The organism is Gordonia phosphorivorans (genome assembly GCF_042432625.1).
Lineage (GTDB): Bacteria > Actinomycetota > Actinomycetes > Mycobacteriales > Mycobacteriaceae > Gordonia > Gordonia phosphorivorans.
The window spans coordinates 140,354-164,865 of the sequence record NZ_JBHLWV010000016.1 but is presented as its reverse complement, the minus strand read 5'-3'; the positions used below and the strand labels follow the sequence as shown (position 1 = coordinate 164,865).

The 24,512-nt window shown below is 69.9% G+C and carries 22 protein-coding genes and 1 pseudogene; 15 read left to right on the top strand and 8 right to left on the bottom strand.

The window, feature by feature from the left end; all coding sequences use genetic code 11:
- Window positions 1-2: 2 nt before the first annotated feature.
- From ACFFJD_RS06880 to ACFFJD_RS06860, 5 genes are read left to right on the top strand one after another with little or no spacing between them, the layout of a single operon-like run.
- Complete coding sequence (locus ACFFJD_RS06880; protein ID WP_382362475.1) at window positions 3-1,616, top strand: AMP-binding protein; 1,614 nt, start codon at window positions 3-5, stop codon at window positions 1,614-1,616.
- On the top strand, window positions 1,613-2,392 hold the full coding sequence (locus tag ACFFJD_RS06875) for an enoyl-CoA hydratase/isomerase family protein (RefSeq protein ID WP_382362473.1): 780 nt from the start codon (window positions 1,613-1,615) through the stop codon (window positions 2,390-2,392). The genes ACFFJD_RS06880 and ACFFJD_RS06875 overlap by 4 nt, the downstream gene beginning before the upstream one ends.
- Window positions 2,389-3,273 (top strand): 3-hydroxyacyl-CoA dehydrogenase family protein, encoded by an 885-nt coding sequence (locus ACFFJD_RS06870; RefSeq protein ID WP_382362471.1) that lies wholly within the window; start codon window positions 2,389-2,391, stop codon window positions 3,271-3,273. The genes ACFFJD_RS06875 and ACFFJD_RS06870 overlap by 4 nt, the downstream gene beginning before the upstream one ends.
- Window positions 3,273-4,427 (top strand): acyl-CoA dehydrogenase family protein, encoded by a 1,155-nt coding sequence (locus ACFFJD_RS06865; protein WP_382362469.1) that lies wholly within the window; start codon window positions 3,273-3,275, stop codon window positions 4,425-4,427. Before ACFFJD_RS06870 ends, ACFFJD_RS06865 begins: the two co-directional genes overlap by 1 nt.
- Window positions 4,428-4,440: 13 nt before the next feature.
- Complete coding sequence (locus ACFFJD_RS06860) at window positions 4,441-5,622, top strand: acyl-CoA dehydrogenase family protein (RefSeq protein ID WP_382362467.1); 1,182 nt, start codon at window positions 4,441-4,443, stop codon at window positions 5,620-5,622.
- Here the strand turns inward: ACFFJD_RS06860 and ACFFJD_RS06855 are convergent.
- Genes ACFFJD_RS06855 through ACFFJD_RS06845 form a run of 3 tightly spaced genes read right to left on the bottom strand, consistent with a single transcriptional unit; the run spans window position 5,613 to window position 7,203 of the window.
- Window positions 5,613-6,233, bottom strand: coding sequence for a helix-turn-helix transcriptional regulator (locus ACFFJD_RS06855; protein ID WP_382362465.1), 621 nt, complete (start codon window positions 6,231-6,233; stop codon window positions 5,613-5,615). The two genes, ACFFJD_RS06860 and ACFFJD_RS06855, sit on opposite strands and share 10 nt — an antisense overlap.
- A 7-nt stretch (window positions 6,234-6,240) precedes the next feature.
- Window positions 6,241-6,588: a ferredoxin gene (gene fdxA / locus ACFFJD_RS06850; RefSeq protein WP_382362463.1), complete on the bottom strand. Its 348-nt coding sequence runs from the start codon at window positions 6,586-6,588 to the stop codon at window positions 6,241-6,243.
- A gap of 33 nt (window positions 6,589-6,621) precedes the next feature.
- Window positions 6,622-7,203 (bottom strand): DUF2249 domain-containing protein, encoded by a 582-nt coding sequence (locus tag ACFFJD_RS06845; RefSeq protein ID WP_382362461.1) that lies wholly within the window; start codon window positions 7,201-7,203, stop codon window positions 6,622-6,624.
- A 278-nt stretch (window positions 7,204-7,481) separates the two neighbouring features.
- Between ACFFJD_RS06845 and ACFFJD_RS06840 the strand changes: the two genes are divergently transcribed.
- The 3 genes from ACFFJD_RS06840 to cysC all read left to right on the top strand — a co-directional run bounded on the left by ACFFJD_RS06840 (window position 7,482) and on the right by cysC (window position 11,898).
- Window positions 7,482-8,882: an HNH endonuclease signature motif containing protein gene (locus tag ACFFJD_RS06840; RefSeq protein WP_382362459.1), complete on the top strand. Its 1,401-nt coding sequence runs from the start codon at window positions 7,482-7,484 to the stop codon at window positions 8,880-8,882.
- 263 nt (window positions 8,883-9,145) lie between these two features.
- Window positions 9,146-10,060 (top strand): sulfate adenylyltransferase subunit CysD, encoded by a 915-nt coding sequence (cysD, locus tag ACFFJD_RS06835; protein WP_382362457.1) that lies wholly within the window; start codon window positions 9,146-9,148, stop codon window positions 10,058-10,060.
- Window positions 10,060-11,898 (top strand): adenylyl-sulfate kinase, encoded by a 1,839-nt coding sequence (gene cysC / locus ACFFJD_RS06830; RefSeq protein ID WP_382362455.1) that lies wholly within the window; start codon window positions 10,060-10,062, stop codon window positions 11,896-11,898. Before cysD ends, cysC begins: the two co-directional genes overlap by 1 nt.
- A gap of 5 nt (window positions 11,899-11,903) precedes the next feature.
- Here the strand turns inward: cysC and ACFFJD_RS06825 are convergent, their stop codons facing one another.
- The gene (locus ACFFJD_RS06825; RefSeq protein WP_382362453.1) at window positions 11,904-12,623 is read right to left on the bottom strand and encodes an NrtR DNA-binding winged helix domain-containing protein; all 720 of its coding nucleotides are present in this window, start codon (window positions 12,621-12,623) and stop codon (window positions 11,904-11,906) included.
- A 66-nt stretch (window positions 12,624-12,689) separates the two neighbouring features.
- On the opposite strand from ACFFJD_RS06825, the gene ACFFJD_RS06820 reads away from it, so the two are divergent.
- A complete protein-coding gene (locus tag ACFFJD_RS06820; protein WP_382362451.1) occupies window positions 12,690-13,727 on the top strand; it encodes an ADP-ribosylglycohydrolase family protein in 1,038 nt (345 codons plus the stop codon).
- Between the two features lie 110 nt (window positions 13,728-13,837).
- Here the strand turns inward: ACFFJD_RS06820 and eccA are convergent, their stop codons facing one another.
- Window positions 13,838-15,565, bottom strand: coding sequence for a type VII secretion AAA-ATPase EccA (eccA, locus tag ACFFJD_RS06815; RefSeq protein WP_382362449.1), 1,728 nt, complete (start codon window positions 15,563-15,565; stop codon window positions 13,838-13,840).
- A gap of 114 nt (window positions 15,566-15,679) precedes the next feature.
- Here eccA and purL point away from each other — a divergent pair, with 114 nt between their 5' ends.
- The 4 genes and pseudogenes from purL to ACFFJD_RS06795 all read left to right on the top strand — a co-directional run bounded on the left by purL (window position 15,680) and on the right by ACFFJD_RS06795 (window position 19,619).
- Entirely contained in the window at window positions 15,680-17,959 is a 2,280-nt protein-coding gene (gene purL / locus ACFFJD_RS06810; protein WP_382362447.1) for a phosphoribosylformylglycinamidine synthase subunit PurL, read from the top strand.
- 305 nt (window positions 17,960-18,264) lie between these two features.
- Window positions 18,265-18,612 (top strand): annotated as a pseudogene (locus tag ACFFJD_RS06805) (CD225/dispanin family protein); the annotation flags it as partial.
- A gap of 1 nt (window position 18,613) precedes the next feature.
- A complete protein-coding gene (locus ACFFJD_RS06800; protein WP_382362445.1) occupies window positions 18,614-19,072 on the top strand; it encodes a DUF2752 domain-containing protein in 459 nt (152 codons plus the stop codon).
- Window position 19,073: 1 nt separating this feature from the next.
- Window positions 19,074-19,619, top strand: coding sequence for a hypothetical protein (locus ACFFJD_RS06795; protein ID WP_382362443.1), 546 nt, complete (start codon window positions 19,074-19,076; stop codon window positions 19,617-19,619).
- Here the strand turns inward: ACFFJD_RS06795 and ACFFJD_RS06790 are convergent.
- A complete protein-coding gene (locus ACFFJD_RS06790) occupies window positions 19,607-20,476 on the bottom strand; it encodes a glycerophosphodiester phosphodiesterase (RefSeq protein WP_382362441.1) in 870 nt (289 codons plus the stop codon). The two genes, ACFFJD_RS06795 and ACFFJD_RS06790, sit on opposite strands and share 13 nt — an antisense overlap.
- A gap of 69 nt (window positions 20,477-20,545) precedes the next feature.
- On the opposite strand from ACFFJD_RS06790, the gene ACFFJD_RS06785 reads away from it, so the two are divergent.
- A complete protein-coding gene (locus tag ACFFJD_RS06785; RefSeq protein ID WP_382362439.1) occupies window positions 20,546-21,622 on the top strand; it encodes an NAD(P)H-dependent amine dehydrogenase family protein in 1,077 nt (358 codons plus the stop codon).
- An 8-nt stretch (window positions 21,623-21,630) separates the two neighbouring features.
- Here ACFFJD_RS06785 and ACFFJD_RS06780 read toward each other — a convergent pair whose 3' ends face one another.
- Window positions 21,631-23,142: a glutamate-cysteine ligase family protein gene (locus ACFFJD_RS06780; RefSeq protein ID WP_382362437.1), complete on the bottom strand. Its 1,512-nt coding sequence runs from the start codon at window positions 23,140-23,142 to the stop codon at window positions 21,631-21,633.
- A 25-nt stretch (window positions 23,143-23,167) separates the two neighbouring features.
- On the bottom strand, window positions 23,168-24,025 hold the full coding sequence (locus tag ACFFJD_RS06775; RefSeq protein WP_345312102.1) for a PHP domain-containing protein: 858 nt from the start codon (window positions 24,023-24,025) through the stop codon (window positions 23,168-23,170).
- A gap of 15 nt (window positions 24,026-24,040) precedes the next feature.
- Here ACFFJD_RS06775 and ACFFJD_RS06770 point away from each other — a divergent pair, with 15 nt between their 5' ends.
- Window positions 24,041-24,448: a sterol carrier family protein gene (locus ACFFJD_RS06770; protein ID WP_382362435.1), complete on the top strand. Its 408-nt coding sequence runs from the start codon at window positions 24,041-24,043 to the stop codon at window positions 24,446-24,448.
- Window positions 24,449-24,512: the final 64 nt, after the last annotated feature.

Here is a 24,512-nt window from a genome sequence, read left to right as displayed (position 1 = left end):
CCATGGAGACTCTCCTGACCCCCGAGCTGTCGGCGAAGTATCGCGACGGCGGGTATTGGATCGACCGCACGATCACCGACTACCTCGACGAGTTCGCCGCCGCGACACCCGACACGGTGGCCTTCATCGACCATCGACGCCAGATCACCTACGGCCAGTTGCGCGCCGAGGTGGACCGCTGCGCGCTCGGACTGCTCGAGCTCGGCGTCCGGCCGGGCGACGTGGTGTCGTTCCAGTTGCCGAACTGGATCGAGTGGATCGTCGTGCACTACGCGGCCACCCGGATCGGCGCGATCAGCAACCCGCTGGTCCCGATCTTCCGGGAGCGGGAGGCGGCCCTCATGATCCGGCTCGCCGAGACCAAGGTCCTGGTGATTCCGGAGTCGTTCCGCGACTTCGACTACCCGGCCATGTACGCGGGCTTGGAGGGGGCGCTGCCTTCGCTGGAGCACACCCTCGTGGTCGGCGGAAGCTACGACGAGTTCATGGCGACGCCGTGGGAGACCCGCCGCGATCGGTCCGAGCTCGACGCGCTGCGGCCGTCCGGCGACGACGTCGCGCTGCTGATCTTCACCTCCGGCACCACCGGGGAACCCAAGGGTGTGATGCACAGCCACAACACGCTGATCGCGGCCAACCTGCCGCTGCTGGCCCGGCTGGGCATCACCGCCGACACCGTCTTCCACATCGCCTCCACCCTCGCGCACCTGACGGGCTTCCTCTACGGAGCCCGGCTCAACGTGCAGAACGGCGCCACCTGCGTGCTGCAGGACGTGTGGAACCGCGAGGAGTTCGTGCGCCTGGTCAGCCAGCACCGCATCAGTTACACGTCGGGGGCCACGCCGTTCCTGCACGACTTCATCGCCGCGGAGAACCTGGCTTCCGCCGACGTCAGCAGCCTGAAGCTGTTCTGCTGCATGGGGGCGCCGATCCCGCGGGCCATCGTGGACCAGGCGCGCGACGCCGTGCCGGAGATGGTGGTCCTCGGCGGCTGGGGGCAGACCGAGAACGCACTGGTGACCCTCGGCGTCCCCGGATCGCCGATCGACAAGATCGTCGGCACCGACGGCTTCCCGTGGCCGGGCATGGAGATCCGCACGGTCGACGCCGACGGCGCCGTGGTGCCGGCCGGGCAGCAGGGACGACTGCAGGTCCGCGGACCGTCGCTGTTCCTCGGCTACCTCCACCGGTTGGACGAGGCCCGCGCCTATTTCGACGGCGACTGGTTCGACACCGGCGATCTCGGTGTGATCGATGCCGACGGGTACCTGAAGATCGCCGGACGCACCAAGGACATCATCATCCGCGGCGGGGAGAACATCCCGGTGGCCTTCGTGGAGAACGTCTTCTACGAGCACCCGAAGATCGAGTCGGTGGCGGTGATCGGCCTGCCGGATCCGCGACTACAGGAACGGGCTTGCGCCTGCGTGGTGCTCAAGGCCGACGCCGACGGCTTCACCTTCGACGAGATGCGCGAATACCTGGCGAGCAAGGGACTGGCCAAGCAGTACTGGCCCGAGCGGCTCGAGGTGCTGCAGGCGCTGCCCACCACCCCGAGCGGCAAGATTCAGAAGTTCCATCTCCGCGCCGAACTGACCGGGGGTGAGCGGGCATGACCGAATATCAGACCCTCACCGTCGAGGTGAGCGACGGCCTGGCCGTGCTCACCCTGAACCGGCCGCAGGTGCGTAACGCGATCAACGCTCAGGTGCAGACCGACGTGGCCGCGGCGCTGGGCGCGCTGCGCGAGGACGACACCGTCGGCGCGCTGATCTTCACCGGTGCCGGCGATCGGGCGTTCGCGGCCGGCGCCGACATCGGCCAGCTGGCGAACTACGACCTGCACACCGGCCTGACGTCGAGCATGCAGCGGCTCTACGACGCGATCGAGAGCTACGAGAAGCCGACGATCGCCGCGGTCAACGGTTACGCGCTCGGCGGCGGGTGCGAACTCGCGATGGCTTGCGACATCCGGATCGCCGCGGCCTCGGCGCGGTTCGGGCTGCCGGAGACCACGCTGTCGGTGCTGCCCGGTGCCGGCGGCACCCAGCGGCTGGCACGGCTGATCGGTGTGGGCCGGGCGATCGAGGCGATCCTCACCGGCCGACTGTTCAGCGCCGACGAGGCGCTGGCCGCCGGACTGGTCACCGAGGTGGCGCCCGACGGCGCCGTGGTGGAGGCCGCCCGCGCGACGGCGGCGAAGATCCTGGACAAGGGGCCGGTCGCGGTGCGCCTGGCCAAGCTCGTCATCCGCACCGGCATGGATGCCGACCAGCGGACCGGACAGGTGGTGGAGCGGCTGGCGCAGGCGCTGCTCTACACCACCGCCGACAAGGCCGAGGGCGCCGCCGCCTTCCTCGGCAAGCGCAGCCCGGAATGGACGGGCCGATGACCGGGCGGATCGATCACGTCGTCGTGATCGGGGCCGGAGCGATGGGCTCGCAGATCGCGATGGTCTGCGCCCTGGCCGGGCACCGCGTGACGCTCACCGATGCGGACCCCGCGGCACTGGAGCGCGCGACGGCACAGCTTCGGCAACGCACCGATGCCATGGTGGCCAAGGGTCGCCGCAGTGCGCAGGAGGTGGACGCGGCCTGGAATCGGTGGGCGACCGCCGCCGTGCCGCCGGCCGACGCCGACCTGGTGATCGAGGCCATCGTCGAGAAGCTGGACGCCAAGCGTGCGCTGTTCGCCGAGTTGGACGCCCGGTGCGGACCGGACACCGTCTTCGCCAGCAACTCGTCGAGCTTCGTGCCGTCGTCGATGGCCTCGGCCACCGGACGCGCCGACCGCTTCGTGAATCTGCACTTCTTCAATCCGGCGCTGGTGATGACGTGTGTGGAGGTGGTCCGTGGACCGGACACCGCCGACGACGTGGCCGCCGAGGCCGTCGAGTTCGTGACCGGTCTCGGCAAGGTGCCGGTGGTGCTGGAGCGGGAGATCCCCGGCTTCGTGGCCAACCGGCTCCTGGGTGCGGTGCGCGACGAGGCGCTGGCCCTGTACGAGGGCGGCTACGCCGACATCGAGGCCATCGACACCGCCGCCCGCACCGCCCTGGGCTACCCGATGGGGCCCTTCGAGTTGATGGACCTGACCGGTATCGACATCGGCTACCTGACCAAGAAGGCCCGCTTCGCCGAGACCGGCGACCCCGCCGACCAGCCGTCGGACACCGTCGCCGCGCTGGTGGCCGACGGGCACCTCGGCCGCAAGAGCGGCCGTGGCTTCTACCTCTACGACCAGGCGGGCCAACGCCTCGGAAAGGCACTCTGATGGATTTCACCCTCACCGAGGAACAGCGCGCGTTCCAGAGCACCGCCCGCGACTTCCTGAACAAGGAGGTGGTGCCGTTCCGCGCAGAATGGGACCGCCGGGAGGCCGTCGACACGGCGCTCATCCCGAAGCTGGGCGAGCTCGGCTTCTTCGGCCTGACCATCCCCGAGGAGTACGGCGGGCTCGGCGGCGACTACATCACCTACTGCCTCGGCATGGAGGAGCTGGGCCGCGCCGACTCGGCGGTGCGCGGCATCGTCTCGGTGTCGATGGGCCTGTTCGGCAAGATCGTGCTGGCGCACGGCACCGAGGAGCAGAAGCAGCGCTGGCTGCCGGGCATCGCCGACGGCAGCCTGCTCGGCTGTTTCGGTCTCACCGAGCCGGACAGCGGCTCCGATCCGGGGTCGCTGCGCACCCGTGCGGTCCGCGAGGGCACCGACTGGGTGCTCAGCGGCACCAAGATCTTCATCACCAACGGCACGTGGGCCGACGTGTGCGTGGTGTTCGCTCGCACCGGCGGTCCCGGACCCAAGGGCGTCTCGGCATTCCTCGTGCCCACCGATCTGCCGGGTTTCGAGACCACCGAGATCCACGGCAAGCTCGGGCTGCGAGGTCAGGCGACCGCCGAGATCCGGTTGGACGGGGTGCGGGTGCCCGCCGACGCGATGGTCGGCGAGGAGGGGCAGGGCTTCGCCATCGCCATGGGTTCGCTGGACAAGGGGCGGGTGTCGGTGGGCGCAGGCTGCACCGGCATCATCGCCGGCTGCCTGGACGCGGCCGTCGAGTACACCACCGAGCGCACCCAGTTCGGCCGGCCGATCGCGAGCTTCCAGCTGATCCAGGACATGATCGCCGAGATGTCGGTCGACGTCGACTGCGCCCGGCTGCTCACGTGGCGGGCCGCGGAGATGATCGAGCGGGACGACCCCGAGCTGGCGGTGGCCGCCTCCAAGGCCAAGCTGTTCGCCTCCGAGGCCGCGGTCAAGGCGGCCAATCTCGCGGTGCAGGCGCTCGGCGGTTACGGCTACGTCGACGAGTATCCCGTCCAGAAGTACCTGCGCGATGCGCGGGTGATGACCCTCTACGAGGGCACCAGTCAGATTCAGAAACTACTCATCGGGCGCGCCGAGACCGGCGTCTCGGCCTTCGTGTGAACAGGAGAAAACCATGACCACCACCCTGAACGAATTGTTCGCCGTCGACCGGCTCTTCGACGAGGACGAGCTCGCCATCGCCGGCACCGTCCGCGACTACGTGAAGCGGGACATCGCGCCGTCGCTCGCGCAGTGGTACGAGGAGGGCCAGATCCCGGCGCGGGAACTGGCCCGCGGCCTGGGCGAGCTCGGTGTGCTCGGCATGCACCTGGACGGCTACGGCTGCGCCGGAACCAGTGCCAAGGCGTACGGCCTGGCCTGCCTGGAGCTGGAGGCCGCCGACTCGGGGCTGCGTTCGCTGGTCTCGGTGCAGGGTTCGCTGGCCATGTTCGCCATCTGGCGGTGGGGCAGTGAGGAGCAGAAGCAGGAGTGGTTGCCGCGGATGGCCGCCGGCGAGGCGATCGGCTGCTTCGGGCTGACCGAGCCGGACTACGGCTCCAACCCGGGCGGCATGCGCACCCGGGCACGCCGCGACGGGGACGACTGGATCCTCACCGGCAACAAGATGTGGATCACCAACGGTTCGGTGGCCGACGTGGCGGTGGTCTGGGCGCAGACCGGTGAGCAGGGCGACGGCAGCGGGGTGCGCGGTTTCGTGGTGCCCACCGATACGCCGGGCTTCTCGGCGCCGGCGATCAAGCACAAGATGTCCCTGCGGGCGTCGGTGACCAGCGAGTTGGTGCTCGACGGCGTGCGGCTGCCCGCCTCGGCGATGCTGCCCGAGGCGCAGGGGCTGCGCGGCCCGCTCAGCTGTCTGAACGAGGCGCGCTTCGGCATCGTCTTCGGTGCCATGGGGGCCGCGCGCGACTGCCTGGAGACGGCGATCGCGTACGCCGGCGACCGCGACATCTTCGATCGCCCGCTGTCGTCGTTCCAGCTCACGCAGGCCAAGTTCGCCGATATGGCGCTGGAGTACGGCAAGGGCGTGCTCCTGGCGGCGCAGCTCGGCGGCCTGAAGGACGCCGGGGCGTTGGCGCCGGAGCAGGTGAGCCTGGGCAAGCTGAACAACGTGCGCGAGGCCATCAAGATCGCCCGCAACTGCCGGACCGTGCTGGGCGCGGCGGGCATCACGCTGGAGTTCCCGCTCATGCGGCACGCCAACAACCTCGAATCGGTGCTGACCTATGAGGGCACCAGCGAGGTGCACCAGCTGATCATCGGTCAGGCGCTCACCGGGCAGGCCGCCTACCGCTGACCACCGGCGGTGCCGATCGTCGCCAGGCACTGATCGCCGTCGACGAACGCCTCCAGCGCGGTCACCTGCCGGGCGGGGGCGTCGCCGGTGCGCGGCGCGTCGAGCACGCCCTGCATCAGCCCGCGGTGGACCGAGCAGGTGATCGCCGGCTGAGCGCGGGCGGCTTCCAGGAACGGGCAGCGGCACAGGCGGATCCGGTCGGCCTCGGCCACGGGTGCGAACCCGGCGTCGGTCAGGACGTCGACCAGATCGTCGAGCGGCTCGGCGTCGGGGTTCGCCCGCGCCGAGCCCAGCGCGACCCCGGCGGCCAGGGCTCGGCCCGGGCCGTCCGGGTGATCGGCCAGCGCCTCGGCGAGGGCCCCGGCCAGCAGGCGGTACTCGCTGCCGTCGTCGCGGTCGGCAGAGGCGCGGCGCGCGGTGTAGCCCAGTCGCGGCCGCCCGGGGCCGGCCTGTCCCACCGGACGCGCGGCGACCGCGCCGTCGCGCTGGAGCCGGTCGAGGTGGAAGCGCACCGTCGTCGGCGGGCGGCCCACCGCGGCGGCGAGGTGTCGCACGGTGAGCGGTTCGTCGGCGTCCCGCAGCACCGCGAGAAGTTCCTGACGCAGACTCATCGGGACGCTACGCAGACGCTTGCGGCGGGAGCGAGGCCACGAGGGGTGCGTCGCTGCCGGTGGCGCCGACCTTCGCCGCCCCGCCCGGCGAGCCGAGCGGCGCGTCCTGACCGCCGAGCGTCTCGGTGAAGAAGTCGGCGTTGTCGGTCAGGTACGGCAGCCACTCGTCGGGCAGATCGTCCTCGTAGAAGATGGCGTCCACCGGGCACACCGGCTCGCAGGCGCCGCAGTCGACACACTCGTCGGGATGGATGTACAGGGAACGGCCGCCCTCGTAAATGCAGTCCACCGGGCATTCTTCGACGCACGCGCGATCCATGACGTCGACGCACGGCTGGGCGATCACGTAGGTCATGGCGGGAGACCTCCTATTCCTCGGTGTGGGTCATCAGCGCGGAGTGATGGTGAGCGTCGGCTCCCGGTGGGTGTGCACCGTCAGGTAGGAGAGGCCGGCCTCACCGGCGGCGAAGGACCGACGTGAGCGTTTGGGCAGCCAGAGCAGGTCGCCAGCGGTCACCGGGACCGGCCCCGTCTGGGTGCCGACGGTGCCGGTGCCGTCGAGAACGTGGACAAGCACGTCCACCTCGCCGCCGACGTGCTCGCCGATGCCGCCGCCCGGAGCGAGGGTGATGATGTTGGCGTCCAGGGCGCGGTCGTTCATGTCGAGCTTCCACGCGACGCCGGCCTCGCCGCCGGCGACCGCGTCGGCGCTGTTGCCGAGAATGCGTGGTACCGGCGCATCCAGGACCTTGCTGATGCGGATGCGGAAGTCGCCGGGCTCGCGCACCAGATACTCCCAGGCGAAACCGCCGGGACGGTGATCGGCGAACTGGGCGTGCAGGGGTTGCGGATCGTGATCGTTCACCAGGATCACGGCGTCGCCGACGGCGAGCTCGTCGAACGCCCCGAAGATCTTGGGGTGCCGCTGTGGCTTGGGGATCTCCCGCACATCGATGGTCACGTCGGACACTGCTGCCTCCCGAATTAATACGACTATTAATCGTAAAAACTACCCGCTATCGGCGCACCCGACAACCGCCGTCGCTCGTCGCGGGGTGCCGACGGCGGGTTATCAACAGGTCATCTCGCACGGGTGTGCCTGTCGTAGGTGAGGAGTAACATAGACGTAGTCGAGATGGGGATCAATGATTCCGAACTCGCGGAACATGAGTGGCTACGAGGCTGATCGTCACGGGCTCGACCGGTTCCAACGCTATTGGGCTTCTCGCGACCCGAGGAGTGTGTGTCATGGACGCATCGACTCTCACCGCCTTCGCCGACTTGATGAGCGATGACCTCACTATCCCCGTCGGTACCGACATCGATACGCCGGCGAATCTCGGGCAGTTCCTGGCTCGGGCGCGGGCGGTGGACGATGACCGGGAACTTCTGGCGGTCGCCGCGGCGGTTCTGCGGTTGCGCAATGTGGCCGATTTCTCGGTGGCCGTGACGTGCGCGGCGATCGATCGTGTGGGCCTGCCCGCACGGAAGCATGTGCGGTCCGCCGCGGCGATCCTCGCCGAACTCGGGGCGGCGCCGGCCGTCGCCTACCGCGCCGCGCGGCTCGGGCAGGCGATGTCCGACGAGAACCTGGTCGCAGTAGTTCGGGGTTTGCGTGATGGTGCGGTGTCGGCGGAACACGGCGACGCCGTGGCTTCTGGCCTCGGACACGTGGCAGGCCGCGTGGATCTGTCCGACGACGATCGCCGGAAGATCGTGCATTCGTTGATGGTGCAGACCTCGCCGGCGCAGGTGCGGGAGAAGGCCCGGGCCTGGGCGATCAAGCTGGCACCGGAGGTTCCGGCGGACGGGGAGGTTTCGGTCGCTGAGCGTGACGACTTGAACGAGATGACGCTGAATCGGACCGATGACGGCCGGGTGGCGGTGACGATCGATTTCGACATCGTGGCCGCCGAGGAACTGAGCGCGGCGTTGGATCCGCTCACGCGGCCGGTGCCCGAGCCGGACGGTTCGTCCGATCGGCGGTCGGCCAAGCGGTGGCGTGCGGATGCGATGGCTCAGGTGATCCGCACGTATCTGGCGCATTCGGAGCGTCCAGAGTCCGGCGGAGTGCTGCCGCATGTGACGTTGTCGGTGCCCGCGGCGGTGGTGATGAACGGGCAGGTGCTCGATTCTGGTGCGGGACCTGGTGCGCGGCAGGCGATTTCGATCCCTGCCGGCGAGGACGACACCGCAGTGCCGTGGCTCGGGTTCGGCGGACCGATCTCGGCGCGCACGGCGGAGCTGATCATGTGCGAGGCTGCGGTGGCTCTGGCGCTGCTGGACGACCACGGTGTGCCGCTGAATGTGGGCCGCGAGAAGCGACTGTTCACCCCGGGAATCCGTAAAGCCCTGGTGCTTCGGGACCGCGGTTGCGCCTTCCCCGGTTGCGGGGTGCCGCCGTCGTGGTGCGACGGGCACCACGTGGAGCATTGGGAGCACGGCGGCGTGACGAGCTTGGACAACGGTGTCCTGCTCTGCCGCCGGCGCCACACCGTGATTCACCACGGTGGGTGGGAGGTGTTCATCGGTCATGATCGGCAGCCGTGGTTCATCCCGCCGGCCGATCCCGACCATCCGAAGCGTCGACGCGAACCTGTTCGGTCGAATGCGCGACGAACCTTGACCTTGTCAGCCAGCGCCGCGTGAGGCGCGTGAAACCAGTGCCGGGAGCGGTTCCCGACGCGATGTGTTGTTTGAAAATTTCATAGTGTGCCTGCCATGGGGCGGGCCCGGGCGGTCACGGGGACCGCTCGGGCCCCGCCGGGGGCGACCGCACCGAGGATCGGGATGGGGGTGACCATCCGGTGGCCTCGCGACACGTGCACCCGGTCCGGCCTTCGAGTGCGCGCGGTATCGAGCCGCCCACTACGCTCGTATCGGAATGCCGCGCGAGCGGGGAAGGGAGCGGGATGGACAAGCAGGGCTACGAGTTGTCGGACCTGGAGGAGTTGGAGGCCGAATCGGTTCACATCTTCCGGGAGGTCGCGGCCACCTTCGAGCGGCCCGGCATGCTGTTCTCCGGCGGCAAGGACTCGGTGGTGATGTTCCACCTGGCCCGGAAGGCCTTCTGGCCCGCGCCGATGCCGTTCCCGCTGATGCACGTCGACACCGGACACAACTTCGACGAGGTGATCGAGTACCGCGATCGAGTGGTGGCCGAGACCGGTGTCCGGTTGCTGGTCTCGCACGTCCAGGACGACATCGACGCCGGCCGCGTGGTGGAGCAGACCGGCGTCGGCGCCTCCCGCAACCGGCTGCAGACCGCGGCGCTGCTGCGCGGTATCACCGAGAACCGGTTCGACGCGGTGTTCGGCGGTGCCCGGCGCGACGAGGAGAAGGCGCGCGCCAAGGAGCGGGTGTTCAGCTTCCGCGACTCGTTCGGGAGTTGGGACCCGCGCAATCAGCGACCCGAACTGTGGAACCTGTACAACGGTCGCCATCATCGGGGCGAGCACATCCGGGTCTTTCCGCTCAGCAACTGGACCGAACTGGACATTTGGCGCTACATCGAGGCCGAGGAGATCGACCTGCCGCCGATCTACTACGCCCACGAGCGGGAAGTGGTCCCGCGCGACGGCATGCTACTGGCCAAGACTCGTTTCCTGGAGGTGGCACCGGGGGAGACCAGCCACGTGGCGCGCGTGCGTTTCCGCACCGTCGGCGATGCGACCTGCACCGGCTGCGTGGAAAGTGATGCGGCGACGCCGGAAGCGGTGATCGAGGAGGTCTCGTCGACCCGTGTCACCGAGCGCGGCGCGACTCGCGCCGACGACCGGATCTCTGAGGCCGGCATGGAAGACCGCAAGAAGGAAGGCTACTTCTGATGGCTGGGGAACTGTTGCGGATCGCCACCGCGGGCAGCGTCGACGACGGCAAGTCCACCCTGATCGGGCGGCTGCTCTACGACTCGAAGTCGATCTTCACCGATCAACTGGAGGCCATCGAGCGCACCAGCGCCAGCCGCGGTGACGAGTTCGCCGACCTGTCGCTGCTGACCGACGGTCTGCGCGCCGAGCGTGAGCAGGGCATCACGATCGACGTCGCCTACCGCTACTTCTCCACGCCCGAGCGCAAGTTCATCATCGCGGACTCGCCGGGCCATGTGCAGTACACGCGCAACATGGTGACCGGAGCGTCGACGGCCGACCTGGCGATCATCCTGATCGACGCGCGCAAGGGCGTCCTGGAGCAGACGCGTCGGCACGCCTTCCTGTCGTCGTTGCTGGGGATCCCGCACCTGACCATCTGCGTCAACAAGATGGATCTGGTCGACTTCTCGCAGGAGCGCTTCGAAGAGATCCGCGACGAGTTCGTCGCCTTCTCGGCCAAGTTGGCGGTCGGCGACCTGACGTTCATTCCGATCTCGGCCCTGCAGGGCGACAACGTGGTCACGCGCAGCGAGGCGATGGACTGGTACGAGGGACGGCCGCTGCTGGGGCACCTGGAGAACGTCTACATCTCGTCGGACCGCAACCTGATCGACGCCCGCTTCGGTGTGCAGTACGTGATCCGGCCGCAGCGCAGCGATGGACTGGATCATCGCGGCTACGCGGGCACGGTGGGCGGCGGCGCCTTCTCGGTGGGCGACAAGGTGGTCGCGTTGCCGAGCGGTTTCGGCACCACGATCAAACGCCTGTGGGGCCCCGGTGGCCGTGAACTCACCGAAGCCTTTGCGCCCATGGCGATTTCGATGGAGCTCTCCGACGAGATCGACATCGTGCGCGGAGACATGATCGTGCGCCCCAACAACCGTCCGTACGTCGATCGCGACGTGGACGCGATGGTGTGCTGGTTCTCCGAGAGCAGCACGCTGACGCCCGGGGCGTCGTACTCGATCCTGTGCGGCACCCGCCAGGCACGCGTCACGGTGTCCGGGCTCAAGTACCGACTCGACGTGAACACGCTGCATCGCGATGAGCAGGCCACGTCGTTGCAGCTCAACGAGATCGGTCGCCTCACCCTGCACGCGCAGCAACCGTTGCTGTTCGACGAGTACCGGCGGAACCGGCATACCGGCAGCTTCATCCTGATCGACGAGGCCACCAACGCCACCGTCGCCGCGGGCATGATCACCGGGCCGGTCGCGCACGACACCAATGTGGTCTGGCAGGACACCAAGGTCACGCGCGAGCAGCGCGCGTACCGGGGCGCCACCATCTGGATGACCGGCCTTTCCGGCTCGGGCAAGTCGTCGTTGGCGATCGAACTCGAACGCAGGCTCGTGGCGTCCGGCCAGCCGGCGTACCTGCTCGACGGCGACAACCTGCGGCACGGGCTCAACGCCGACCTCGGTTTCAGCGACGACGATCGACGCGAGAACATCAGGCGCACAGCGGAAGTGGCGGCACTGTTCGCCGATTCCGGTGCGGTGGTGCTGGTTTCGCTGATCTCACCGTTCGAGCAGGAGCGGCAGCGGGCACGGGAGATCCACGAAGCCAAGGGCCTGCCCTTCCACGAGGTCTTCCTCGATACGCCGCTGGCCGAGTGCGAGGCGCGCGATGCCAAGGGGCTCTACGCCAAGGCCCGCGCCGGCGAGATCACGCAGTTCACCGGTATCGACTCCCCGTACGAGCGTCCGGAGAACGCCGACATCGTGGTGACCCCGGCCGACGGCACCCCCGCCGACACCGCCGCGGCGATCCTGCGCAACCTGGGCCTGTAGCCGCGTCAATCGGGACGACGATCGGTGTCGCCGCGGGCGTGGCGATAGAGGGCGGCGGGGCGGCCGCGCAGGCTCTCGGCGAGGACTGGATCGCCGTCGCGCAGCAACGGTGCGAGGAACGGCTTCATGCGGCGGTTGAAGTTGTCCTTGTGCAGAGGGTCGCCGATCACGGCTTCGTGGACCTTACGCAACTGGTGCAGGGTGAACGGCTCCGGGAGGAAACGGTCGGGGTCGGGCAGGGTATCGGCGTAGCGATGACGGAACTCGTAGCGTGTGCGGAGCGAATCGACTGCGGCACTGACGATTTCGTCGTGGTCGAACAACAGCGGCGCCTCGAGGGCGAGACTTCCGTCGGCTTCGATCGGGAGCAGTTCGCCGCGCGCTCCGGACAGCGCGCGTTCCGGAATCGAGACGCTGTGGGCCACCGAGATGGCCCAGGTGCGGTCGTCCCGACCGGGATCGTCGAAGAGTCGTAGCAGGCGTATCGGCGACTCCGGGGCGGGAGCGACGCCCACCTTGCGGTGGAAGACGTCGTCGACCGTCTGCGCGACGGTCCACCGCTCCCGCATGAAGCCGCCGGGGAGGGCCCGGCCGACTGGCTCGGTGCGCTCTTGGATCAGCACGCGTAGGACGGGGTCGGGTGAGGCCGCGCCGGTCACCGTGAGCACGGCGAGGTCGACGGTCACCCCCGGTCGGGGGAAGGATTCCAGCGCGGTAGTGGCCACCCGTTCACATTAGCGCACCCGACGTGCTAATAATTAGAGACGATAACGAGCTAAAGAGGAGTGGCGATGGGCGAACGTGGTGAACGGAACAACGACGCGGAGCTGTGGGCGGCGGGAGGGAGGACTAAGTCGGCCCCGTCATCGGCTCGACTCGATCGTGCATGCGGGGCCGTGCTCGGTTCGGCGGTCGGCGATGCGCTCGGCGCGCCCTATGAATTCGGTTGTGCCGCAGTCGGGGTGGACGGTCCGCAGATGATCGGCGGCGGCTTGGGGGACTTCGCGCCGGGCGAGTGGACCGACGATACGACGATGGCGTGGTGCATCCTCGAGGTGGCCGCCACCGGCGCCGATCTCCGCTCGCCGGAGGCGCTGACCGCGATCGGCCGCCACTTCCGGACCTGGTACGAGTCGAATCCGCCGGATATCGGGGTGCAGACGCGGAGCCTCCTCGGTGAAGTCGGCACCGCCCCGACCGGCGACGTGATGACGGCCGCCGCGCAGGACCTGCACCGCCGGACCGGCCGGACGGCCGGCAACGGCTCGCTCATGCGGACCGCCGCCGTCGCGCTGCCGTACCTGGACGATCCCGGCGCGGTGGTGTCCGCGGCTCGGGCCATCAGTGCGTTGACCCACTACGACCCGCGCGCACAGGAGGCGTGCGTGCTCTGGTCGCTGGCGATCCGGCGCGCGGTGCTCGACGCGGAGTTCGATCTGCGCGCCGGCCTGGCGTACCTGGATGCCGACGGCGTCGAGTATTGGACTGCCCGGATCGACGAGGCGGAGACATGGGATCCGTCGCGCTTCAGCCCGAACGGCTGGGTGGTGGCGGCGCTGCAGGCGGCGTGGGCCTCGATCGTCTCGACGCCGGTCCCCGACACTGATCCGTGCCTGCACTTCGGCGCCGCTCTGGACACCGCGATCCGCATCGGCGACGACACGGACACCGTCGCCGCGATTGCGGGAGCACTACTCGGCGCTCGGTGGGGTGCGTCGGGCGTGCCTGCGCGCTGGCGGCGGATCCTGCACGGCTATCCGGGGATCACGGGTGAGGAACTGGTCGGGCTCGCGCAGCGCGCGGCTGGGCTCGGCACTGCGGGCGGCTGACGAACGCCGGAGGTCTCGTGGTGGCCTCCCTTCCCGAATGTCGACTCTGTTCCCGAGTGTCTTCTGAACGTGAGCGGGAACGGAAACGACAATCGGGAACACGCAGGGGGTCAGGGGGTGCGGACGAGTGGCCGGCCGACGCGGCGCAGGGCGGCGCGGACGTCGGCGGCCTCGATTCTCATGAGGTCGGTCTCGGTGAGTGCGGACAGGTCGGCGGCGGTGGCGAGGCGGTGCTCGCGCTCCTCCTCGGCGGCCTCGAGCAGGTTGCGGGCGTAGCGGCCGTTGCCCGCGGCGTCGGTGCCGCGGCGCGGACCGGCGGCGGTGTGCTCCACGGCCTCGTGCAGTGCGGTGAACGCCTCGTGCAGGGTGGCCGCGGCGGCGGGGGTGAGGCGGGCGTCGCGGCGGTCGGCGAGTACCTCGGCGATGCGGGTCAGCTCGTCCGGACTGTACGACGGAAACCGAATCCTGCGGGCGAAACGGGAGGCCAGGCCCTCGTTGGCGGCCAGCAGGCGGTCGATCTCGTCGTCGTAGCCGGCGATGATCACCACCAGGCGGTCGCGGTCGGCTTCCATGCGCGCCAGCAGGGTGTCGAGGGCTTCGCGGCCGAAGGCGTCGCCACCGGACAGGCCCTCCTGGATCAGGGTGTACGCCTCGTCGATGAACAGCACGCCGTCGAGGGCGGAGTCGATCAGCCGGGCGGTCTTCGGCGCGGTGGCACCGAGATGTTCCCCCACCAGGTCGCGCCGGGAGGCCTCCACCACCCGGTCGGAGGCCAGCAGTCCCAGCGCGCAATACAGCTTCGCGACGATCCGGGCGATGGTGGTCTTGCCGGTTCCGGGCGGCCCGGTGAACGCCAAGTGCAGGCTGCGGTCCCCGGTGCGCAGCCCGCGCTCGGCACGTAGCGCGGCCAGGGTGGCGGTGGACCGCAGGCGGGCCACCTCGTGCTTCACCGTGGACAGGCCCACCTGATCGTCGAGTTCGCGCTCGAGATCGGCGAGGCGCCGTTCGGCAGCAGTCGGTGCGGCCGGTGCGGGGGAGTCGGCGTCCGCAGCCGCGACCACCAGGCGGTAGGCGGGGTCGGCCAGTGCGGTCGCAGCCTCGCGCAGGTCCGGATCCAGCGCGTACGCCTCCTGCAGCAGGGCGCGGGCCGCGCTCTCGTCGCCCTGGCTGCGCCGCGCCATTCCGATGGTGAACACCGCCTGCGCTCGGCAGTTGGTCAGCGGACCCCGCCGCGCCTGCTCCAGGCGGCGGATCCCCTCGTCGAACAGCCCCAGGTGCACGCACGCGGTGCCCGCCATCAGCATGCCCGCGGCCGCCAGCGTCTCGTCGGTCCAGGAGTCCAGTCGGGTCAGCGCGGTGAGCGCCTCGGCCCACTCCCGGGAACGCAGATGTGCTGCGGCCCAGGAGAATTCGACGATGGGCAGCGTCGGATCCAGCGGCGCGAGGACGCGGCGCGCACCCTCGGCGTCGTCGCCGATCAGCAGGGAGGCGGCGTAGGCCAGGGCGGCCTGGGTGGCATCGGCCACCGGATAGTCGACGTACATGCCGGTCGGTGCCCGCCCGCACAGCGTCCCGACCGGCAGCCCGACGCGCCGCTGCTGCACGCCGATCTCCGCGCGCGCCGAGTACAACCCGAACAGCGTCGCGCCGCTGGTGTCGCCGGCCGCGAGTCGGCCCAGCCACGCGTCGCCCATCGCGGGATCGGCTTCGGTGGCGCGGGTGAAGGCCAGCAGGGCCTCGTCGGGCCGTGGCGCCCGGTCCGGGCCGTCGCACAGGAGCGGAAGCCGGGCCAACCCGGCGTCGAACAGGTCGCGAGCGATGCGTCGTCGATCAGTCATGGTCCCCCCGAACCTCGCGGCCGGACGACCCCGAACCGCTCGATTTCGACTGTAGCGGCGAGCGGGGATCCGCCGCGGGCGAAGCACCCTTCGCGCTGACATAGACTGTCTGCTGTGAGCGCCCAGGTAGATACTGTTTCCCACGCCGTCGACACCCCGGACCTTCCGCAGCCGTTCGCTGAACTCGGCATGAAGGACGACGAGTACGCGCGGGTGCGCGAGATTCTCGGCCGCCGGCCCACCGACGCCGAGCTGGCCATGTACTCGGTGATGTGGTCCGAGCACTGCAGCTACAAGTCGTCGAAGGTACACCTGCGCTACTTCGGCGAGACCACCACCGACGAGATGCGGGCGGGCATGCTCGCCGGTATCGGTGAGAACGCCGGCGTGGTGGACGTCGGCGACGGCTGGGCGGTCACCTTCAAGGTGGAATCGCACAACAGCCCCAGCTACATCGAGCCCTACCAGGGTGCGGCCACCGGTGTCGGCGGCATCGTGCGCGACATCATGGCCATGGGCGCACGCCCGATCGCGGTGATGGACCAGCTGCGCTTCGGCGCGGTGGACCACCCGGACACCCGGCGCGTGCTCGACGGCGCGGTGCGCGGCATCGGTGGCTACGGCAACTCCCTCGGCCTGCCCAATATCGGCGGCGAAACCGTCTTCGACCCCAGCTACCAGGGCAACCCGCTGGTCAACGCGCTGTGCGCGGGCCTGCTGCGCGCCGAGGACCTGCACCTGGCGTTCGCCTCCGGTGCGGGCAACAAGATCATCCTGTTCGGCGCGCGGACCGGACTGGACGGCATCGGCGGCGTGTCGGTGCTGGCCTCGGAGACCTTCGAAGACGACGGTGGCCCCAGCCGCAAGAAGCTGCCGAGCGTCCAGGTGGGCGACCCGTTCACCGAGAAGGTCCTGATCGAGGCCTGCCTGGAGCTCTACCAGAACGAACTGGTGGTGGGCATTCAGGACCTCGGCGGAGCCGGACTGGCGTGCGCCACGTCCGAGTTGGCTGCGGCCGGTGACGGCGGCATGGCGATTCAGCTCGAGAAGGTGCCCACGCGCGCCGAGGGCATGTCCCCGGCCGAGGTGCTCTCCAGCGAATCGCAGGAGCGCATGTGCGCGGTGGTCAAGCCCGAAGACGTGGACGCCTTCATGGACGTCTGCCGCAAGTGGGATGTCCTGGCGACCGTGATCGGCGAGGTGACCGACGGCGAGCGCCTGGAGATCACCTGGCACGGCGAGACCGTCGTCGACGTGCCGCCGCGCACCGTGGCCCACGACGGCCCCGTGTACGAGCGCCCCGTGGTGCGTCCGGACACCCAGGACGCGGTGGTCGCCTCGACCACCGCGGGCCTGCAGCGCCCGGTGACCGGCGACGAACTCCGCGCCACCTTCCTCAAGCTGCTGGCCAGCCCGGCCCTGTGCAGCCGGAAGTTCATCACCGAGCAGTACGACCGCTACGTCCGCGGCAACACCGTGCTGGCCGAGCACGCCGACTCCGGCGTGATCCGGATCGACGAGGAGACCCGCCGCGGCATCGCCCTGGCCACCGACGCCTCCGGCCGCTACACCTTCCTGGACCCGTACCGCGGCGCGCAGCTGGCCTTGGCCGAGGCCTACCGCAACGTGTCGGCGTCCGGTTCGACGCCGCTGGCCGTGAGCAACTGCCTCAACTTCGGTTCGCCGGAGGACCCGGGCGTGATGTGGCAGTTCAGCCAGGCCGTCCGCGGCCTCGCCGACGGCTGCGCGCAGCTGGGCATCCCGGTGACCGGCGGCAACGTCAGCTTCTACAACCAGACCGGCAGCACCGCCATCCTGCCGACCCCGGTGGTCGCGGTGCTCGGTGTGATCGACGACGTGGACCGTCGTCTGCCGACCGGCTTCGGTACCGAACCCGGCGAGTCGCTGATCCTGATCGGCGACACCCGTGACGAGTTCGACGGCTCGATCTGGGCGCAGGTGGAGCACGATCACCTCGGCGGCGTGCCGCCGCAGGTGGACCTCGAGCGCGAGCGCATCCTCGGCGAGGTGCTGGTGGCCGGATCGCGCGACGGCATGATCTCGGCCGCGCACGACCTGTCCGAGGGCGGCCTCATCCAGGCCGTGACCGAGTCGGCACTGGCCGGTGAGACCGGTTGCCGACTGGTCCTGCCCGAGGGCGCCGACCCGTTCGTCACCCTGTTCTCCGAGTCCGCCGGCCGCGTGCTGGTGGCCGTACCGCGCACCGAGGAGTCGCGGTTCACCGCGATGCTCGGCGCCCGCGAGTTGCCGTGGGTGCGGATCGGCGTGGTGGATCAGGGCAGCGACAGCGTCGAGGTGCAGGGGCAGTTCTCGGTGACCCTCGACGACCTCCGTGAGGTGCACGAGGGCACGCTGCCGCGCCACTTCGGCTGAGTCGCCGGTGAGCGGAGTCACTTGCGTTCGATACGATCTGCATTCCATGAAGGCCAAGAGGACGGACTCCTGTGACGAACCCGAATGACAATCCCGGTGGCGCTGCCGACCAGGGTGGCGAGCAGCCGTCCGGGCCGCACGACCAGGCCAATCCGTACGACCAGCCGACCCAGTTCGGGCAGTCCCCGTACGAGCAGCCGACGCAGTTCGGGCCCGCGCCGCAGTTCGGACAGACGCCGGACTACGGGCAGGCCCCGCAGCCCGGGCAGACTCCCCAGTACGGGCAGCCGAACTACGGTCAGGCACCCCAGTACGGTCAGGCACCCCAGTACGGGCAGCCCCAATACGGTCAGGCCCAGTACGGGGCGTCCGGGTACGGGGCCGCTCCGGGGATCGAACCGGACAACAACCTGGTCTGGGCCATCCTGAGCACCGTGATGTGCTGCCTGCCGCTGGGCGTGGTGTCGATCATCAAGTCGACGTCGGTGAGCAAGCTGTGGGCCATGGGCGATTACGCCGGCGCCCAGCAGGCCGCCGACGACGCGAAGAAGTTCGCCATGTGGTCGGCCATCGCTTCCGTGGCCTCCTGGGTGATCTTCGCGATCATCTACTTCGTGTTCATCGCGGTCGCGGTGAGCAACAGCACGTACTGAGATGACGACCGGCGTGGGGACCGGGGACCGGGTCGTCGGCGCCGTGCAAGCGGTGGCCCGGCACCGGATCGCCGGTCCCGCGGTGCTCGCCGCGGGTGCGGCCGCGGTGGGCGTGCTGGTGTGGTTCGCCGATCCCACCACCCCCGGCGGCCTCATCCCGCCCTGCCCGACGAATGCACTGCTGCACGTCAACTGCCCGGGGTGCGGTACCTCGCGCATGCTGTACTCCCTGATGCACGGCGACCTAGGGGCGGCAGCCGGCTACAACGCGTTCGGGCTCGTCGCCCTGGTGCTGCTGGCCGCCGGATTCGTCACGTACACGCTGGGGCTCTGGAAGGGGCGGCGAGTGCGGGGATGGCAGCATCTGCGGTACGCGCCGATGGTGCTGCTGGTGGCCACGCTCGTGTGGTTCGTCGTCAGGAATCTCCCGTTCGCCCCGTTCGACAGTCTGAAAGTGTGAGATGAGCAGTCCCGGCGACCCGCAGTGGTCCGACCCCACCGTGCCCGCGAACAACGCGCCGGAGTGGGCGGCGTACGACCAGACGCAGGCGGCCTATCCGCCCGCCCAGCCCCCGTATGTCCAGCCCCCGTATGCGCACGCCCCGTACCCGCCCGTCGCGTATCCGGCGGCCGCGTATCCGCCCTCCCCGCAGTCGGTGTTCTCCGTCCAGGGGCCGGCGCCGGCGACCGCGCAGGCCTCGTCGATCGGTGCCATCGTCGTCGGAGCGACCTTCCTGCTGAGCTGCTTCGGGAGCGTGGCGGGGATCGCGCCGCTGATCCTGGGCATCCTCGGCTTCAACAAGGCCAACTCGGTGAACCGGTTGTGGCTGGCCGGCGACCAGGCCGCGGCGACGGCGGCGGCCGACTCGTCCAAGAAGCTCGCGCTGTGGGCGTGGATCAGTCTCGGCATCGGAATCGTGCTGACCGTGCTGGCGGTGGTGCTCTTGGTGGTGTGGACGTACAACGTGGAGCCGAACCGCGTCACGCCCGGAACCTACGGCACCTGATCCGCGCGGGTACCGGTCGCAGCGGTCATCAGGGCCAGCACACCGGCCGGATCGTCGACGGTGAGCTGGTCGACGCCCAGCGCGAGCAGACGCGACACGATCGGCGTCATGCCGGTGTTCGCCGGTCCGCCCAGGGTGTACGCATCCACCTGCGCGCCGTGTGCGTGGAAGGCGGCGACCAGGTCGATGCCGTCGTCGGCGGCACCGAGGATCAGGGGAATCTCCAGGTAGATCATCGGCGCCCGCGGTGACGCGAGGCGGGCGCGCTCGACGAAACCGGCGTAGTCCTTCGACGACAGGGCGGCCGCCGCGGCTCCGCGGTGGCACGGGTCGTAACCGACCGCGATCCCGGGCGCCGCGTCGGTGAGGACGGTGACGGCGGCCGCATCGCCGCAGGAGAGGATCAGGTGCGCGGCGATGGGTTCCACCGCGGCGGCGAAGGCCGCGACGCTGCGGGCATCCAGCGCCCGCGCATCCTGCTTGAAGTCCAGTTGCAGCATCGCCGACGACCCGAGCGCGGGCCCGGCGAGCAGCTCGGCGAGATCGTCGAGCAGCAAGACCGGGTGCCTGCTGTCGCGGCGGGTCTCGTCGCGGAGCGTGAGGGTGCGCAGACCCGCGGCGGTGGTGGTCGAGACCCGGCCGCGGCCCGTGGTGGCCCCGGCGAGGTCGTCGTCGTGCAGGATCGCGAAGCCGTGATCGGCGTGAATCCGCAGATCCACCTCGACGCTGGCGCCGGCGCGCAGACCCTCGACGATCCGTTCCGCCGTGAACGGCGCGTCGGCGGCGGTGCGTCGCGCGCGATGCCACTTGAGCAGGGTGGTGCCCCGCGCATGCGTGAGAGCGACCGGCGGAACCACGGTTGCGAGACTACCGGCGACTGTTGTCAACCGGCGACCAACCGCGACGCGCGCCTCTAGGGTCGAGAAATGACTCTGCGCGTTGTGGAATGGTCCACGGGCACCGTCGGCCGGCACGCCATCGCCGGCATCGACGCCCACCCCGAACTGGAGCTGGTGGGAGTCTGGGTCTCCGATCCGGCCAAGGTGGGCCGCGACGCCGGGCAGCTGGCCGGCCTCGGCCGGGACCTGGGGGTGCTCGCCACCGACGACGCCCAGGCGCTGCTCGCGCTGGCGCCGGACGCCATCGTGCACACCGCGATGACCGACGACCGCGTGATGGAGTCCATCGGCGACCTCCAGGACTTCCTCCGCGCCGGGATCAACGTGGTCTCCTCCGGGCCGGTGATCCTGCAGTTCCCGTACGGCGTGCTGCCGGACTCGATCATCGACGCAGTGGCCGAGGCGGCGCGCGCCGGCGGCGCCAGCCTGCACGTCAACGGGATCGACCCGGGCTTCGCGAACGACGTGCTGCCGCTGTCGATGACCAGCCTGTCGCAGTCCATCGACGAGCTGCGGTGCATGGAGATCGCCGACTACTCCACGTACTACCAGCCGGTGGCGATGACCCAGCTGTTCGGCTTCGGGCAGCCGATGGACTTCGCGTCGGTGCTGTCCTCGCCGGGCGTGCTGTCGCTGGCCTGGGGGTCGGTGGTGCGGCAGTTGGCCGCCGGGCTCGGTATCACGCTCGACGAGCCGCTGATCGAGCGCACCGAGCGGGTGCCCGCCGAGCGCAACTACACCACCGTCTCGACCGAGATTCCGGCCGGCACGCTGGCCGCGTTGCGCTTCGAGATCGTCGGACAGGTCGACGGCGTCGATCGGGTGGTGCTCGAACACGTCACCCGCACGCACCCCGACCAGTGCCCGCAGTGGCCGCGGCCCGACCGCGGCGACGGCTGCTATCGCATCGTGGTGCGCGGCGAACCGGAGATGACCGTCGAGTTCGGCCATCACGGGCGCGACGGCGACCACAACGTCTCCGGCATGATCGTCACCGCGATGCGTCTGGTGAACTCGGTGCCCGCCGTGGTCGCGGCCGCGCCCGGGATCGTGACGGCGCTGGATCTGCCCCTGGTGACCGGGCGCGGGCTGGTCACCCGCTGATTCGGGGATCAGGGCACCGGCCAGGTGTGGACGGGCTCGCCCTCGTGCATGAGCACGGTGTAGTCGGTCAGCATGCCGTGCAGGGCCTGCGCGCGTGAATCGCCGGCGCGCTCGCGGGCGGCCACCGCCCGGCGCTGCCACACCGATCCGGTCTGCTGGGTCAGGCACCGGCCGCGGATCACCTCCAGGTACCGGCGACGGGTCTTCTCGGAGACGCCGAACGAGGTGAGACCGCGCTCGGCGATGGGGAGCAGTTTGCGCAGCGTCAGCTCGTCCGGCCGCACCCAGCCGATGTCGGGCCAGTACAGCTGCGCCCGCATGCCCCAGTGCGCGCCGGCCGCCAGGTTCTCCCGCGCGGCGTCGAACGACATCTGCGACCAGACCGGCTGCTCGGATTCGACGAGCCCGCGCACCACCCCGTAGTAGAAGGCGGCGTTGGCCATGATGTCGATCACGGTGGGCCCGGCGGGCAGCACCCGGTTCTCCACGCGCAGATGCGCCCGCCCGTCCACCACGTCGTACACCGGGCGGTTCCAGCGGTACACGGTCCCGTTGTGCAGCCGCAGCTCGTCGAGCTCGGGGATGCCGCCGGCGTCCAGGACGGCCAGCGGATCGACGTCGGTGGAGACCGGCAGCAGGGCGGGGAAGTAGCGGGTGTTCTCCTCGAACAGGTCGAAGATGGTGTTGATCCAGCGTTCGCCGAACCAGACGCGCGGCCGCACCCCCTGATTCTTCAACTCCAGCGGACGTGTGTCGGTGGCCTGCTCGAACACCGGGATCCGGGTCTCGTGCCAGAGCGCCTTCCCGGCCAGGAACGGAGAGTTCCCGGCGATCGCGACCTGCACGCCGGAGACCGCCTGCGCCGCATTCCAGTGCGCGGCGAAGTCTTCCGGCGCCACCCGCAGGTGCAGTTGCAGCGAGGTGCAGGCCGCTTCGGGGAGGATCGAATCGGTGGTGATTTGCAGGTGTTCGCGGTCGCGGTCGTCGGCCAGTTCGACGCCGGTGATGTCCAGTTCCAGATCCTCGCCGCGGGCGGCGAAGATCTGCTCGTTGAGCAGGTCGTAGCGTGGATTGGCCGAGATCCAGTGGTGGCGGAAGTGCTCGTCGCGCAGGGTCGGCAGCATGCCGATCATCACCAGGTGGTTCCCGGTGGTCGCGGCCGCCGCCTCGGCCCGATTGAGCGAACCCCGCAGCGCCTGCTCCAGACCGATGGTGTCGGCGCCGACGAACGGCCGCGGCGCCACGTTGATCTCGACGTTGAACTGGCCCAGTTCGGTCTGATAATCCGGATCGGCGATCACGTCCAGCACGGCGGCGTTGGCCATGGCCGGATTGCCCGCGGCGTCGATCAGGTTCAGCTCCACCTCCATGCCCAGCAGCGGTTCCGGCGGCCGACCGTGATCGGTGAACAGGCCCTCGACCAGCATGCGCGCGATGGCCTCGGTGCCGCGCGAGACCTGCGATCGGAAGCGCACGCGATCGGCGCCGGTGAACTGCTGACGGCTGACGTCTTCGCCCATGCACCCCATGGTGCCGGACTGGGACTCAGGCGAACGGCGTTTGGGCCCCGAGCTCGATGATCTGCTCGACGACCTCGTCGGCGGTCCGCTCCTGGCCGATCCGGATCGGCTTGTTGTCGCCGTGGTAGTCGCTGGAGCCGGTGGCCAGCAGACCGAGATCGGCGGCGACGCCGCGCAGCTCGGTGCGGGCGGCCTCGTCGTGGTCCGGGTGATCGACCTCCAGGCCGCGCAGCCCCAGCGGAACCAGGGTGGCCAGGACGTCGGGGGTCAGGACGGCCGCGGCCGCGCGCGCCCGGGGGTGGGCGAGGACCGGGACACCGCCGGCCGCGGTGACCAACTCGATCGCCTCGGTGAGCTCGAGGGCGCGCAACGCGGCATAGTACGGGCTGTGATCGTCCAGTAGATCGGCGAAGGCGTCGCTGACCGAGGCCACCACGCCGGCCTCCATCAGAGCGCGCGCGATGTGCGGACGGCTGATGGCGCTGTGCCCGGCGATCTCCCTTACCCGTTCGAGGGAGATGGGGAAGCCCGCGGCGATGAGGTTCTCCACGATCCGACCGCCCCGCCCGGCTCGTTCGGCGCGCATCCGGTCCCACTCGGCGACGATCGCCGCGTTCTCGCGGTCGAACAGGTAACCGAGCAGGTGCACCGACACCAGCGTGCCGTCGGGCGCGGGATGCTTGGTGGAGAACTCGGTGCCCGGCAGCACGCGCAGACCCGCCGGACGAAGATCGCGGGCCTGATCCCAGTGGTTCGCGGTGTCGTGATCGGTGATGCCGAGCGTGGTCAGACCGGCCGACTGCGCGGCGGCGAAGAGTTCGGCCACCGAATCGGTGCCGTCGGACCAGCTGGTGTGCACGTGCAGATCGGCGGAGTGGCTCACGGACTCAGGCTACGCTTGAGCGCCGTGCCTCCCGCCAAGAAGGTTGACCCCGCCGAACTGCGCGCCGCGATGCTCGCGGTGACCGACTGGCTCCGCGACGAGACCCTTCCGACGCCGCCGCGCGCGGCACTGGCCGCCGCCGTGCGGCTGTCGGCGCGGGCGCTGGCCCAGGACGCGCCGGGCAACGCGGTGGAGGTGCGCGTGCCGCCGTTCGTGGCGGTCCAGTGCCTGGAAGGCGTGCGGCACACGCGGGGCACCCCGCCGAATGTGGTCGAGACGTCGCCGCGGACCTGGCTGCTGCTGGCGACCGGCCTGGACCGGCTCGACGCGGCGATCGACGACCATCGGGTGAGTGCCTCCGGGCACCGCGCCGCCGACATCGCGGACCTGCTGCCCATCGTTCGCGTCACACCTTCCAACTGAAACTGTGCTCAGCGCGAGCGGCCACGTAAACTCTGCATTACGTACGCCCGTCCCAGCCCTTCCT

What these genes read in the sequence shown, in the direction of transcription:
- ACFFJD_RS06880 (WP_382362475.1), top strand. Translation starts at nt 3, where the DNA reads ATGGAGACTCTCCTGACCCCCGAGCTGTCGGCGAAGTATCGCGACGGC.
- ACFFJD_RS06875 (WP_382362473.1), top strand. Translation starts at nt 1,613, where the DNA reads ATGACCGAATATCAGACCCTCACCGTCGAGGTGAGCGACGGCCTGGCC.
- ACFFJD_RS06870 (WP_382362471.1), top strand. Translation starts at nt 2,389, where the DNA reads ATGACCGGGCGGATCGATCACGTCGTCGTGATCGGGGCCGGAGCGATG.
- ACFFJD_RS06865 (WP_382362469.1), top strand. Translation starts at nt 3,273, where the DNA reads ATGGATTTCACCCTCACCGAGGAACAGCGCGCGTTCCAGAGCACCGCC.
- ACFFJD_RS06860 (WP_382362467.1), top strand. Translation starts at nt 4,441, where the DNA reads ATGACCACCACCCTGAACGAATTGTTCGCCGTCGACCGGCTCTTCGAC.
- ACFFJD_RS06855 (WP_382362465.1), bottom strand. Translation starts at nt 6,233, where the DNA reads ATGAGTCTGCGTCAGGAACTTCTCGCGGTGCTGCGGGACGCCGACGAA.
- fdxA (WP_382362463.1), bottom strand. Translation starts at nt 6,588, where the DNA reads ATGACCTACGTGATCGCCCAGCCGTGCGTCGACGTCATGGATCGCGCG.
- ACFFJD_RS06840 (WP_382362459.1), top strand. Translation starts at nt 7,482, where the DNA reads ATGGACGCATCGACTCTCACCGCCTTCGCCGACTTGATGAGCGATGAC.
- cysD (WP_382362457.1), top strand. Translation starts at nt 9,146, where the DNA reads ATGGACAAGCAGGGCTACGAGTTGTCGGACCTGGAGGAGTTGGAGGCC.
- cysC (WP_382362455.1), top strand. Translation starts at nt 10,060, where the DNA reads ATGGCTGGGGAACTGTTGCGGATCGCCACCGCGGGCAGCGTCGACGAC.
- ACFFJD_RS06820 (WP_382362451.1), top strand. Translation starts at nt 12,690, where the DNA reads ATGGGCGAACGTGGTGAACGGAACAACGACGCGGAGCTGTGGGCGGCG.
- eccA (WP_382362449.1), bottom strand. Translation starts at nt 15,565, where the DNA reads ATGACTGATCGACGACGCATCGCTCGCGACCTGTTCGACGCCGGGTTG.
- ACFFJD_RS06800 (WP_382362445.1), top strand. Translation starts at nt 18,614, where the DNA reads ATGACGACCGGCGTGGGGACCGGGGACCGGGTCGTCGGCGCCGTGCAA.
- ACFFJD_RS06795 (WP_382362443.1), top strand. Translation starts at nt 19,074, where the DNA reads ATGAGCAGTCCCGGCGACCCGCAGTGGTCCGACCCCACCGTGCCCGCG.
- ACFFJD_RS06785 (WP_382362439.1), top strand. Translation starts at nt 20,546, where the DNA reads ATGACTCTGCGCGTTGTGGAATGGTCCACGGGCACCGTCGGCCGGCAC.
- ACFFJD_RS06780 (WP_382362437.1), bottom strand. Translation starts at nt 23,142, where the DNA reads ATGGGCGAAGACGTCAGCCGTCAGCAGTTCACCGGCGCCGATCGCGTG.